Source organism: Martelella sp. NC20 (assembly GCF_013459645.1).
Classification (GTDB): Bacteria; Pseudomonadota; Alphaproteobacteria; order Rhizobiales; family Rhizobiaceae; genus Martelella.
Map to the genome: position 1 here is coordinate 197,700 of NZ_CP054863.1, position 12,667 is coordinate 210,366.

General features: G+C 58.0%; 13 protein-coding genes and 1 pseudogene. 6 read left to right on the top strand and 8 right to left on the bottom strand.

Features of this window, described 5'->3' with window-relative positions:
* Nucleotides 1-43: 43 nt before the first annotated feature.
* Nucleotides 44-869: pseudogene (locus HQ843_RS28875) on the bottom strand (helix-turn-helix domain-containing protein).
* Between the two features lie 365 nt (nucleotides 870-1,234).
* Between HQ843_RS28875 and HQ843_RS28880 the strand changes: the two are divergent.
* The 3 genes from HQ843_RS28880 to HQ843_RS28890 are packed head-to-tail and all read left to right on the top strand — an operon-like array spanning nucleotide 1,235 to nucleotide 4,313.
* Nucleotides 1,235-3,592: a hypothetical protein gene (locus HQ843_RS28880; RefSeq protein WP_180902505.1), complete on the top strand. Its 2,358-nt coding sequence runs from the start codon at nucleotides 1,235-1,237 to the stop codon at nucleotides 3,590-3,592.
* A 48-nt stretch (nucleotides 3,593-3,640) separates the two neighbouring features.
* Nucleotides 3,641-4,000 (top strand): type II toxin-antitoxin system RelE/ParE family toxin, encoded by a 360-nt coding sequence (locus HQ843_RS28885; protein ID WP_180902504.1) that lies wholly within the window; start codon nucleotides 3,641-3,643, stop codon nucleotides 3,998-4,000.
* Nucleotides 3,990-4,313, top strand: coding sequence for a helix-turn-helix domain-containing protein (locus HQ843_RS28890; RefSeq protein ID WP_180902503.1), 324 nt, complete (start codon nucleotides 3,990-3,992; stop codon nucleotides 4,311-4,313). The genes HQ843_RS28885 and HQ843_RS28890 overlap by 11 nt, the downstream gene beginning before the upstream one ends.
* Before the next feature lie 277 nt (nucleotides 4,314-4,590).
* Here HQ843_RS28890 and HQ843_RS28895 read toward each other — a convergent pair whose 3' ends face one another.
* The 7 genes from HQ843_RS28895 to HQ843_RS28925 form a co-directional block, all read right to left on the bottom strand.
* Entirely contained in the window at nucleotides 4,591-5,703 is a 1,113-nt protein-coding gene (locus tag HQ843_RS28895; RefSeq protein WP_024706425.1) for a flavin-containing monooxygenase, read from the bottom strand.
* On the bottom strand, nucleotides 5,700-6,164 hold the full coding sequence (lspA, locus tag HQ843_RS28900; protein ID WP_009452631.1) for a signal peptidase II: 465 nt from the start codon (nucleotides 6,162-6,164) through the stop codon (nucleotides 5,700-5,702). Before lspA ends, HQ843_RS28895 begins: the two co-directional genes overlap by 4 nt.
* Nucleotides 6,165-6,189: 25 nt before the next feature.
* Nucleotides 6,190-6,933 carry a cytochrome c biogenesis CcdA family protein gene (locus HQ843_RS28905; RefSeq protein WP_018065777.1) on the bottom strand — a complete coding sequence of 248 codons (744 nt, stop codon included), beginning with the start codon at nucleotides 6,931-6,933 and terminating at the stop codon, nucleotides 6,190-6,192.
* The gene (locus tag HQ843_RS28910) at nucleotides 6,933-7,553 is read right to left on the bottom strand and encodes an SCO family protein (protein WP_009452629.1); all 621 of its coding nucleotides are present in this window, start codon (nucleotides 7,551-7,553) and stop codon (nucleotides 6,933-6,935) included. The genes HQ843_RS28905 and HQ843_RS28910 overlap by 1 nt, the downstream gene beginning before the upstream one ends.
* Entirely contained in the window at nucleotides 7,550-8,053 is a 504-nt protein-coding gene (locus HQ843_RS28915; protein ID WP_009452628.1) for a copper chaperone PCu(A)C, read from the bottom strand. Before HQ843_RS28915 ends, HQ843_RS28910 begins: the two co-directional genes overlap by 4 nt.
* Nucleotides 8,046-8,663, bottom strand: coding sequence for a cation transporter (locus tag HQ843_RS28920; RefSeq protein WP_018065776.1), 618 nt, complete (start codon nucleotides 8,661-8,663; stop codon nucleotides 8,046-8,048). The genes HQ843_RS28915 and HQ843_RS28920 overlap by 8 nt, the downstream gene beginning before the upstream one ends.
* A gap of 66 nt (nucleotides 8,664-8,729) precedes the next feature.
* On the bottom strand, nucleotides 8,730-10,862 hold the full coding sequence (locus HQ843_RS28925; protein WP_024706424.1) for a heavy metal translocating P-type ATPase: 2,133 nt from the start codon (nucleotides 10,860-10,862) through the stop codon (nucleotides 8,730-8,732).
* Nucleotides 10,863-11,083: 221 nt separating this feature from the next.
* Here HQ843_RS28925 and HQ843_RS28930 point away from each other — a divergent pair, with 221 nt between their 5' ends.
* The 3 genes from HQ843_RS28930 (at nucleotide 11,084) to HQ843_RS28940 (ending at nucleotide 12,655) form a co-directional block, all read left to right on the top strand.
* Nucleotides 11,084-11,524: a disulfide bond formation protein B gene (locus HQ843_RS28930; RefSeq protein WP_024706423.1), complete on the top strand. Its 441-nt coding sequence runs from the start codon at nucleotides 11,084-11,086 to the stop codon at nucleotides 11,522-11,524.
* Complete coding sequence (locus HQ843_RS28935; RefSeq protein WP_028793180.1) at nucleotides 11,521-12,180, top strand: DsbA family protein; 660 nt, start codon at nucleotides 11,521-11,523, stop codon at nucleotides 12,178-12,180. The genes HQ843_RS28930 and HQ843_RS28935 overlap by 4 nt, the downstream gene beginning before the upstream one ends.
* 70 nt (nucleotides 12,181-12,250) lie before the next feature.
* On the top strand, nucleotides 12,251-12,655 hold the full coding sequence (locus tag HQ843_RS28940) for a MerR family transcriptional regulator (protein ID WP_009452623.1): 405 nt from the start codon (nucleotides 12,251-12,253) through the stop codon (nucleotides 12,653-12,655).
* Nucleotides 12,656-12,667: the final 12 nt, after the last annotated feature.

Genomic DNA, 12,667 nt, shown 5'->3' on the forward strand with positions numbered 1-12,667 from the left:
CCCGAAGGCGCGACTTTCTAATTGGCGGTATCGCTTTTTGAACCTAGATCACACCCCATGCCCGAAACCTCCCCCTCCCCGTCATCTCTCTGAGGCCGAGTTCCAAAACAATCCGCCGCGCCGCCTGCGGCGTCACATCGAGCGTCTTCGCCACCATCCCGGCCGACGCCAGCGGCTTTGCCATGACCAGCTCGACCAGCTCCGGCAGTTTTGATGAGGTCCTGAACCGGCCGCAACACGCCGCGCCACTCGTCTAGCCTGGCATCCTCGTCCCAATCGAGATCGTAGATCATCGGATCTTTATCTTGGCCGCCGCCACGGCCCGGCTGTCTGGCGTTCTCGATTGCCGCGTTCGACCGGGCGAGTACCGCATCGATGGCGGCATAGTCGACGCCAGGAAGATTTTCCACGTCATCACCATCGTCCTCGTCCCCTTCCCCTTCCCTATCGATGGCTACCGCGGGCCGAATGACGTCGGCTGGCTTCTCTGCTTCAGCGCCAACCGGATTGATGTCCGACGTCTGTCGCAACGTTCGGATACCCTCTTTCGATAACGCCCAATCTGGCGACTGCGCAGCGATGCGCCGGCGGGTGCGCAAGACGTCGCGGGCGATTGTCAGCTCATGGGTCGGTGTGCGAATATCGCGGGTGGCATCATGGAGGACGAGGTCTTCCAGATGGACGAGTTCGCCGTCGATCCACAAGGAAGCGCAGGCGTCGGTGAAGTGGGACCGTTCGATCCACCCCTGACCGGCCGGCGAACGGGCGATCCGCTCGTCCAGACGCGTCAGAGCGACACTGGCTTCGAAAGCTGGACGCATTAGGGCTGTCATGCTGATTTTCGCGATATCATAAGCCATTGAAATCATGGTAAATGATTTCTTATAGGAACTCTATTCGAATATTGCGGTTCGCTACACCGTATGATTGCTGGTTGAGGTCATAACCATCGATAAGTAAATATTATCGGGAGTGAGTGTTTTTGGTTTACCGCTGGTAAATAAATCACAAAACTTATAATATAATACAATATTCTATTTGGTGTAATAATATCTATATTTTGAAAACTTTCTAAAGAAATCGAATGGGGTCTAACCCCGACAGGTGTGTCTTTCGAATATCGGTGGCATGTCACCGTAGCGACATTCGCTTTGTTGAGTGCATCATTTGTTAAACAGCAATTTCTATCTCCGGTTCCTTTCGGCATTGGTGCCGATTGCAACGGAATAAGAGCATGCCTAATCAAGAATTTTCATCACGTAATTTTCAGCGGAAAATCTCAAAATTCTGCGAGATACGCATTGCGCCGGTCGCGTCTAAGCGGACGCTGGAAATGATCAAGTCCTATCTCACCAGTCTTGTCACCTATCGAAAGTCACCACCCTTGCGGAACGGGCGCATCGACTGGACTGCAGTCATCGATGACTGTGGGCTTGAGGATCAGATTTCCGCTGATGTGAAGAAGGAGTTCCGCATTGCATTGGATGCAATGACTCGATGGCTCAGCGCCCCTCCCCTGTCCGAAGACCGCCAGACGCAAAAGCCTAGGGCTCGACAAGGGAACGCTACGCACGATGCCTCAAAAGTGAAAGGCTCTTCCACCCGAAAGCCTCGGCGAACTGGAGATTGCCTTTCACGACCGGCTTCCACGCGGGTTTCAAGAGGCCCCAAACCCAAACCAATCCAGGAATTTCCGGAACCGTTGCTCGATGCGGCACATGATCCCGATGGTTTCCAAGAGGCGCTTGCCTATCAAACGCGTCGGTTCGGCGAGAACTACTGGCAGCTCTATCGCGCCGTCGTTCGGCTCGATGAAACATTCGACCGTAAGACGATGCTATCCTGGTTTGAGGGCAAAAGCGTGCCGAGATCGGTCGCCAGTTTCCGAATTCTCTCCCGCATCGAAAAGCGGTACCGATTGCCGGAAGGATATTTCAAGTCGAAGCTGCCACACCAGAACCGCTCTCTTCATGGTCACGATCTTGGCGATATCAGTCCTGCCGAGCGAAGACGGATTGCGGTGCACCTTCCTGATGATTTCAGCAGTCTTCCCTTCAGCAAGCGGGAGGAGATCGTTGATTGGGTCCGCCGGGTCATCATCTCGGGAACAACCGACTACCGGCGCTATCAGGCCAAGGCCAGCAAGCAGCGTTATGCCATTCGCTTTCCAGGCATCACCTATGGAGGCGGATCGCTTTCTCCCTGGGAGAATTCCCTGGCGAAGAACATTAACAATACGGCTGCGGAATCCTTTGAGGACCCCGACTTGCTATCCGGTGTGGTCGACGCGCCGGCGCGGCTGGCAATGGAGATGGCCGACCTGATCCGGTTCAAGACGTCGACGCTGACGGCGATCGGGTTGCAACGCAACGGAGTCTGGGGCGAGGAAACAGCCTCGCAAAAGATCGAACATCTCGGTCTGATGTTCGGAGCCTTGGCCGCCTCCCCTTCCGGCATCGTCAAAGGCCGTGGCGTTCCGCTCAGCCAGCTGACATTCGGTCTACTGATCTTCCCCGGCGTCTGGGATTGGTATCTGCAATGGCGGGAGCAGCGCCGTGGCTTCTACACCAAATGGGAAGAAGACATGCTGATGGTCGCGCAATCCCTCACCCGCTCGGAGGTGGGTTGGATTCGCCAGCATCCCGAACTCTTGCAGAACGTTCACCCGATCGAAGGCTTGATTGCGCCGGAGGAGATCGCGTTTGCCTCTCGAAACTGGCATGGCGCCTGCGATGCATTCCACCGACACGCCGGCTACCGCTCAAAGGAAATCCAGCGGGTGATGCGGGTGCATTGCGATCCCTTCGAACCGATCATGGTCGTTCTTGAGGAGGATAGTCCACTGTCGGAATACCGCAAGATCACCGACGAGATATTGAAACGCATGCCGGACGAAGACCGCTATCCGCGCGCGGCGGCAGAGGCGGTGCGGTCATTCCTGCTGCTTCGTCTCGGTCTGCATCTGGGGCTTCGGCAGAAGAACCTTCGTCAACTTCACCTCTGCCCTCGCGGTCAGTTCCCAACATCCGAGCGACGACTGGAAGACATGAAATGCGGTGAACTGCGCTGGAGCGAGCGCGATAGCGGATGGGAAGTGCTCATACCGTCCGTGGCCTTCAAGAACTCCGGCTCGTCCTTCTTCGGGCAAAAGCCATTCCGCCTGATCCTGCCGGACCTGCTCGATCTCTACAAATACCTCGAGGCCTATATCGATCGTCACCGCGGCGTATTACTCGGACCGGCAGACGATCCCTGCACCTTGTTCGTCAAAACGGTGAAGGCGACCAGCAAGCAGGCAGCATATAATTCCACGACGTTCTATGAAGCCTGGCGCACGGTAATACAGCGCTATGGGATTTATAATCCCTATACCGGTCGCGGCGCCATCAAGGGCCTGCTGCCGCACGGCCCTCATAATCTTCGCGACATTCTGGCAACCCACATCCTCAAGCAAACGGGCTCTTACGAACAGGCAAGCTACGCAATCCAGGACACGCCTGATGTCGTTCAAGAGCACTATGGCCGCTTCCTGCCACAGGACAAGGCAGCGCTTGCCGCCCGGATTCTGAATCAGGTATGGGAGGCGGCATAGCGGCCTTTTCAACCTTGAGGAATATAGCACTTGGTGCTATATAGATAAATGTCAGAACGAGTGTTCAAAACAGCGTGGTTCGCAAAAGCGGCAAAGAAGGCGCGGATAACCGACAAGGCTCTGTCGAAGACAATCCACCAGGTTGCCCTTGGCCAAGCCGACGATCTTGGCGGCGGCGTCTTCAAGAAGCGGCTCAACGAAAACATGCATCGGTCCATCGTTCTGGCAAAAGCCGGAGAATTCTGGGTGTTCGCCTATCTCTTCGCCAAGAAGGACCGGGCGAACATCGATGACGACGAGCTTGCGGCCTTCCGGAAGCTCGCGGAGCTTTACCGTCGCAAGACGATTGCCGACCTCGAGGCTGAACTTGGGATCGGCGCCCTGCTGGAGATAGACCATGGCGACTAAGCGCAGGTTCAAGAGCGATGCTTTCGAGGCGATCCACAGTGCAGTCGAAGGCATGGCAGCGGCCGGCACCATCGACAAGGAAACGATGCGGACCTTCGATGAAGACTGCCTTGTAATCCCGCAGGAACTGACGCCTGACGCGATCAAGGCTCTGCGCGAACACAATCACGTCAGCCAGCCGGTCTTTGCCCGTTACCTGAACACAAGCCCGTCAACGGTGCAGAAATGGGAAACCGGCACCAAGCGGCCAAGCGGGCCGGCACTCAAGCTCCTGTCTCTGGTACAAAAGCATGGGCTGCAGATGCTCGGCTGACGGGTTTCCCGTGACAAAGCAATTTGCCATCATAGCCTGACGCCATGAACGCTGAGCATTGGTCCGATCCGGAAAACGACGTGATCGTCGCCGTCTACTTCGACATGCTGAAGGAGGAGCTGGCCCCTGTGCATTATTGGGACATAGATTCACGGTAGGAACCTGCTGGACGGTACCAACGCGGTCGGGCAACAAGCGACGCCATCCGGGACGTCCCTGAGGCAGGTCATTGCTTCTGAAACCAGACGCTGCAGGTGGCCGACGTCACCGCGACCTATCATACCGGCACGTCGCGACCGGAGCAGAATTTCGCGCATGCGGCGACAACTGCGGAAGCATCTTCACCAGCGCCCATCACGAAGGCTGAAGCACGATTTCGCTGCCACGGACGTCCTAGATGAAAAAGGCCCGGTACGGGAGAAAGGCTGCCTTCTTGCAGAATGCTTCCGTTGGAACGGGTACTGCCTGGAATCTGGAGCCATGCGCTATCGTCTCGATATCCGATGCACCAGATGACGGAATCGATCACCCGTTTCGATCCATCGGCAAAGAATGCGAGGCGGTCTTGTGAAGAGACTAAGCGTTTCGCGACGGCTACGCCCCTTCGTTCCAAGTCGTCAAGGCTCCGATCCCTGTCAGGAAAGGGGTCCGCGCGCCGCATCACGCGTCCTATCGTCGATTCGGGCCTTGCTCTCATCAAGCCCAATGTGTGCAGCCACCACCATGTACTCTGGCCCAGAATGCGCTCGGGAAACAGACGGCGGCTGCGTCCAGCCGCAAGCACCACTTCATGGGTCAAAGCCAGCTCGGCTGCGATGTCGCGTCCGCTTGCTCCATCTCCGACAATAAGGACCATGCCAAGCGGGAGATCACTGGGATTGTGATAACTTTCCGGTGTTAGTTGCTTGACTGCGCTGTCGAAGCCGGCAGCAATCGTTGGGATTATCGGTTTCTGAAACGCACCCGTCGCGACGATCACTGCCTTCGCTACTATGTACCTGCCATCGTCGAGTTGCGCGGCGAACCGCTCATCGGCCCGGCGTTCGAGCCGAGCCACACCATTTCCGGAATGCACCGGTAGGTCGAAATGGCTGGCGTAGGTTTCGAGATAATTCGCAAACTCGTCTCGCGTTGGATAGCCTTCTGGGTCCCCATCGAGCGCAAGACCAGGCAGCGAACTAAATGCGCGCGGAGTGAACAGGGTCAGGGAATCGTAGCGATGGCGCCAACTGTCGCCGACGCGGGCATGGCGATCGACGATTTGGAATGAAAGCTCTGGTCGGGCAAGATAATAGCCGGCTGCGAGTCCCGCTTGACCCGCGCCGATCACTAGAACGTCTATTTCCTCCGAACCATGGCTCACGGATAGCTGGCGAGGGCTTCTGTTCATGCAGCCTTTGCTTTGCCTTTTACCAGAATGCTCTCCATCAGCAAAAGCCCTACCCCACAGACAATCGCCACGTCGGCAAGATTGAAGGCGGGCCAATGATAGCTGCCGATGTAAAAATCCAGGAAATCCGTCACGGCACCCTGCCGGAGCCGGTCGAGCAGATTGCCGAGCGCCCCCCCAACCACGAGCCCGAGGGCGGATGCCGTCAGGCGGCTGTCGCTTCGATGGATCCAGATAAGGAGGCCGGCGACTATAGCGAGCGGGAACGCCATCAGGAGCCAAACCGGCGCCTGGCCGAACAATCCGAAGCTCACGCCGGTGTTAAAGCCGAGCACGAGATTAAAGAAGCCGGTGACGGGAATGACCTGAGGTGGATTCATAACATGGTCCATGACCCACCACTTCGTCGCCTGATCAATGAAAAACCCGCCAAGGGCGAGTGGAAGGCCGAGCCTGAGCATGTCCGAATGTCCTTTAAACTCCGGCTTAGCCGATCCGACCGAGGGCCGGGAACGTCTGGAGCAGCCATATTGCAAAGCTAGAGAGATGGCCGGTGATCATGGCGATGCCCATCACCACCATCACCCCACCAGCGACGATTTTGAGCACCCGGCCGGTGCGGCGCATCGACATCATCCGCGCCATGAACCCGCGCATGAATAAAGCCGCCAAGATGAAAGGGAGGCCAAGGCCCAGGGAATAGACGGCGAGCAGCGTCGTTCCGCTTGCAACCGTGGCGTTGGCAGCGGAGAGGGTCAGAATCGCACCTAGCACTGGTCCGATGCAGGGAGCCCAGCCGAACGCAAAAGCGAGACCCAGGAGATAAGCGGCCCCAGCGCTTCCGCTGCCCGGATTGGCATGGAACCGGGCTTCACGATTGAGCCAGGGCATTGGTACGAGGCCGGTCGTGAATAGGCCGAAGACGATAACGATCCCTCCGCCAATCAGGTTCGCTTCGAAAAGATACATGCGCAAGAGCCGGCTCAACACGGTGGCGCTGGCCCCAAGGATGACAAACACGGTCGTGAAGCCGAGCACGAAGCAGAGGCTGAGGCCGAGAGTTCGGCCCGCTGCCCTGAATTCTGTATCGGCCGCAATTCCGTCCGGGCTAATCGTGCGGCCTGCAACGTAGGAAATATAGCCCGGCACCAGCGGCAGAACGCAGGGCGACAGGAAGGATATAACGCCAGCGGCGAAAGCCGTCGCCATTCCGATACTGGAGAACTCCATCAGCCAATCTCGCCCACTAGACGGCGGAGCTTCTGCAAGCGAATCTCACGCGGCTCGTGCATGTCGAGCGTGCCGACGAATTGGCTCTCGGCATCCATCATGTAGACGCCTGCGGTGTGATCCATCGTGTATTCGCCCCCCTCCAGAGGCACTTTTCGCGCGTAGGCCGCAAAGGCCTTCACCACGGCGTCCGTTTCCTGTCGATTTCCCCGCAATGCGAGGATGCGATCATCAAAGGCTGTCATGTATTGAGCCAGCAGCTCTTGGCTGTCTCGTTCGGGATCGACGGTGAAGAACAGTACGTTGAACTGGTCGGCCACCGGCCCGAGCTCGTTCATGAGATCGCTGAGTTCGTAGAGCGTCGTCGGACACACATCGGGACAATGGGTGAAGCCGAAGAAGGCGAGATAAGGCTTTCCAGCAAGCGCGGCATTGTCGATCGTCCCGCCTTGATGCGATGTGAGCTGGAACGGGCCGCCGATAGCTGCGATGCCTGTCGAAGACGCGACCGCCGCATTTTGCTGCTGCCAAGGCTTGGACACTGACAAGCCGATGAAAAGCCCACCGACAGCGGCGACGGCAACCCATGCAACAAGACGGAAAAGTTTGACGCCGCTCATTGGACAGCCTCTCCGTGCCCGTCATGTTCGTTCGCAAATTCCGGACGAGCACCCATGTTCTGCACAGCGAACTCAACGTCGATGGTACCGGCCTGCTCGAACACCAGTGTTGCGGCAAACCGCTCCCCTTCCTTCAAAGGACGCGATGGCTTCAAAAACATGATGTGTATACCGCCAGGTTGAAGTTCGACCGTCTTGCCAGCCCCAATTTCGATGCCATTTTGCACCGGCCTCATGCTGGCAACCCCGTCGATCACGGTCGACTCGTGGATTTCCGCCCGTTCTGACAGAGGTGATGAGATCGAAACCAGACGGTCGGCCATACCGCCATCGTTCGTTAGCGTCAGATAGCCGCCGGCTACCGGCGCGACCGGCGGAGTCGCGCGCGACCACGGATGATTGATGGTGATCGAACCGGCTTGGAAGTCGTGACCAACGGCAGGAGAGATCAATACCGCAAGGGTAAGGAAGGCGGCGGATAGGGCTCGTGAACTAATCATGTTGATTAACTTTCTCTCCAGCTTCCCCGGCCTTTTCAAGAATTTCCAAGCCGCTTCTGACAACGACAACAACCACGCCCAGGCCGATGATCAGATCCGGGTAGGGCGAATTGAAAAGGATTACGGCCAGACCCGAAAGCGCGATGGCTGAGTTCACGAGCATGTCGTTTGTCGTGAAAATCCATGAGGCTTGCAGATGCACGCCGCCTTCCCGATGAGAATTCAGGAACCACATGCAGATCATATTCGTAAGCGCGCTCGCGATTGCCACGGCAATCATGACCGGCCCTATCGGATCGGAGCCAGTGAAGAAGCGACGACCGACTTCAAATAGAAGAAGACCAGCGAAAACCATCAGAAGGATACCCGACAGCCGGGCAACTCGAACCTTCGCCGCCAAACCGCGACCTACGACGAAAAGGCTAATAGCGTAGACACCGGCATCGCCAAGATTATCGAGTGCAGAGCCCATCAATCCTGTTGACTGAGCCCACCACCCTAATCCCCCCACAATGGCTGCCTGGGCCGTATTGATCGCAAGCACCCATGCGAGCGCCCATTGTTCGCTCTTCTCGGATGAAGTGGCACTGCCCTTGGACTGATTACTCATAAATTACACCTCGGCTTTCTTGGCGAGAAGTGGAAGCCGCGACCTGCCTTCGCGCACTGCTTGGGCTCATTTGTCGCGGGTGCCGCGCCAGGTCAGCAGGCGCAGCGCATTGGCTGTAACGAGGACCGTAGCGCCCGTATCGGCGAGAATCGCCATCCAGAGCGTGGTAATGCCGAATAGAGTCGTCACGAGGAAGACGGCCTTCAGACCAAGCGCTATGGCGATATTTTGCCAAATATTGCCGAGTGTCGCCTGTGACAACCCGATGAGATCGGCAACACCCGTCACCCGGTTTCTGAGCAGCGCGGCATCTGCGGTCTCCAGAGCAACGTCGGTGCCTGCACCCATGGCAACGCCAACGGAAGCGGCTGCGAGCGCCGGCGCGTCATTGATACCGTCTCCCACCATGGCGATCGGGCCATTAGCTTTGAGGCGACCGATCTCGGCGAGCTTGGCGTCGGGCAACAATTCGGCGCTTGCCTCAAGGCCAAGATGGGCCGCAATGGCGTCGGCCGTGCGCTTGTTGTCGCCGGTCAGCATCAGTGGCCGCACACCTCGATCTGTCAGCCGCTTCACACCTTCGATAGCGTCGTCGCGCGGTTCGTCGCGCAACGCGATCAATCCCTCGATGGTCTTGCCCTTTATAAGCACGACGACCGTCTTGCCCTGGCTCTCCAGTATGGTGATCGTCTCGGCAATGTTCTCTTCGAGGGCAGCCTGTTCGGCGGCATGACGGGGAGACCCGACCGAAGCGAAGCCGTCCTTCAACCGCGCTGTGACCGCTTTGCCGGGTGTGGCAACGCCGCCCCCGAAGGTGACGGGCAGTTCGAGCCCCCGCACTTTTGCCGCCTCCACGATTGCAACCCCGAGAGGATGGCTGGTGCTGCGCTCGACGGCCGCTGCAATGGCAAGGACGGCGTTCTCGTCCCCATTGATCGGCACAATGTCCGTCACCTGGGGATGGCCACGCGTCAGCGTTCCTGTCTTGTCGAAGGCAACAGTTACGACCTTACCGAGTATTTCCAGTGCCGCGCCCCCCTTAATCAGCAATCCCTGACGCGCGCCGGCGGCAAGACCCGAGGCAATAGCCGCCGGCGTGGAAATCACGAGCGCGCAGGGGCAAGCAATCAGCAACGTCGCAAGACCCCGATATACCCATGTCATCCAGTCACCGCCGAAGGCGAGCGGCGGCACCACGACGATCAGAGCCGCGACGACCATAGCGCCAGGCGTATACCAGCGGCTGAAACGGTCGATCATACGCGCCGTCGGGGCCTTTGATTCCTGAGCTTCCTCGACCATGTGGATGATGCGGGCAATGGTATTGTCGGCCGCGACATGACTGATCGACACTCGCAACTCGCCATTTGCATTGATGCTGCCGGCATAGACGTTTGCGCCGGCTTCTTTAAGCACGGGCATGGATTCGCCTGTCACGGGCGCCTCATCGACCTCAGATGCACCATCAATCACCGTGCCGTCAGACGGCACACGGTCCCCAGGCCGAACAACGACGACATCACCAATAGCCAACTCTTCGGCAGCGACCTGCTCAATGACACCATCACGCTCGCGGAACGCGACCCGGGGCACGAGATCGATCAGCGCTTCAATGCCTGCCCGCGCACGGCCTGCCGCCACGGTTTCAAGCAGCTCGCCCACTGCGAACAGGAAGATCACGACAGCAGCTTCTTCGGCCTCGCCGATGGCGACCGCGCCGAGTGCCGCGACCGTCATCAACGTCTCGATGGTGAAGGGTGAGCCGGACATCGCACCGGCGACCGCCCGCCGCGCGAACGGGATAACGCTGATCAGGGCCGCACCTGAATAGAGCCATTGCTCCCAATCCGGCAGGATACGCGCAATGGCGAAGGCAAGCATGAACAGTGCGCCGGTCAGCAGTACAAGCCGACCCTTGCTGCCTTTCCACCACGCCTCTGTGATGCGCTTCCGAGGCGGCCCCCCCTTCGTCTCAGCCTGCTCGATCACTGGCGTGTACCCGAGCGCTCGGATCTTTTGCTCAATAGTGCCGAGGGCCGTCCGGTCTTCATCGAGTTGCAATGCTAGCGTCTCGTTGGCGTAGCTGACATTGATGTCGCTAACGCCCGGCAGGCGTTGCATCGCCGTCTCGATTTTCAATGCGCACGAGGCGCAGTCCATGCCTTCTATACGCAGTCTGTAAGGGCTCGCTGCCGCCATGGTGTCACCTCGATGGTTTAATGTGACACCGCAGATAGACCCTGTAGCAACTATAGGGTCAAGAGTGGACTTCGTTTATTTGATTTCGCGCTGCGATCCACGTGCAAATTCGCGGTACAACTTCATTAAGGAGCCTTGACCCTGTAGTGGGTACAGGGTGCAGAAATAGTTGAATGCAAAGGTAAATGGAGCGAAGCGAAACGATGGCGAAAGGGAGTGCTATGACCACCGGGGCGGGCACGACTGCAAATACCTGGGCGTTCGTCTTCTCGGCATGGCTCATTGCGCTTGCCGCCTCGCTCAGCGCTCTCTTCATTGGTGAGGTCATGGGACAGACGCCGTGCAATCTGTGCTGGCATCAGCGCGCTTTCATGTTTCCGCTGGCGGTCATTCTGGCTGTCGCTAGCTTTCGAGGTGATGCCAGCGTTTCCCGGTACGGACTTCCACTGGCTGCCCTAGGTGCCGCCATCGCTGCATTCCACTCCCTCCTTTATGCGAGGATCCTTCCAGCAGCCATCGAGCCTTGTACACAAGACGGCCCGTCATGTTCTGGCGTCGAGATGACGGTCCTTGGCATTTTGCCGCTCCCTTACCTATCGCTCGCCGCCTTTGGGAGCATCGCTCTTCTTCTCGTTCTCGCGCACCGGAGACGTTCAACATGACCAGACGGTCCATCGTACTTCTCACTGGCCTTGTCGCACTGATTGTCTTTGCAGGCGGTGCCTTTATCTACGACCGGTACGGCGGCCTCTCGGCACAGCCCGTTGCACCGGCGCAAGGTGATGCGTTGGTCAGGGCGCATTCACCCGTAATCGGCCCAGCGGATGCGCCGGTGACGATCGTGGAATTCTTTGATCCGTCCTGCGAGGCGTGCCGAGCTTTCTATCCAGCCGTTAAGCAGATCATGGCGAATTTCCCTGCCGAGACGCGCCTGGTCATCCGATACGCGCCCTTCCATGACGGATCTGACGAAGCCGTCAGGATTCTGGAAACAGCCCGTCTTCAGGACAGATACGAACCGATACTGGAAGCCCTGCTGGCGCGACAGCCGGAATGGGCCGTGCATGGTGCACCCGATCTCGAGAAAGCCTGGGAAATCGTGGCGGCGGCTGGGTTGGATGTTGAGCAGGCACGGCGTGAGATGTCCTCGGCCGAGATTGACGCCGTTCTTGAGCAGGATATGGCCGATGTTCAGAGCAATAATGTGCGCCAGACACCGACCTTTTTCGTGAATGGCAGGCCGCTGGAATCCTTCGGACCGCAGCAACTCCACGACCTGGTGCGTGAAGAGGTGGAGAGCGCCAGAGCGGCGCACTAGGCGAGCCATCGAGATCGACAAACGTCCAAATAGAACCTACATGACCCTGTATACGCTATAGGGTCATAAAATGAACTCTTCAATTCTGACGATCGGTCATCTTGCAAGGCAAACCGGTACCAAGGTCGAAACGATCCGCTTTTACGAGAAGAACGGTCTACTGCCCGAGCCCTCGCGTACCGAAGGCAATTATCGGGCGTACGAGCCAGACCATCTGAACCGGCTGAGCTTTATCCGCCGGGCACGTGACCTGGGCTTCTCGCTCGACCAGATCAGAGCGCTTCTCACGCTATCCGACAATCGCGGACAATCCTGCGCAGCAGTTGATGCCATCGCTAGCGAACATCGTGCAGAGGTCGAAAAGAAGATCACTGATCTCATGGCGCTCAAGGCCGAACTCGACAGAATGATCGACCAGTGCGAGTGCGGCATCGTCGACGATTGCCGGATCATTGAAACCCTGTCGCCGAAATGATCGGAGGTCCAT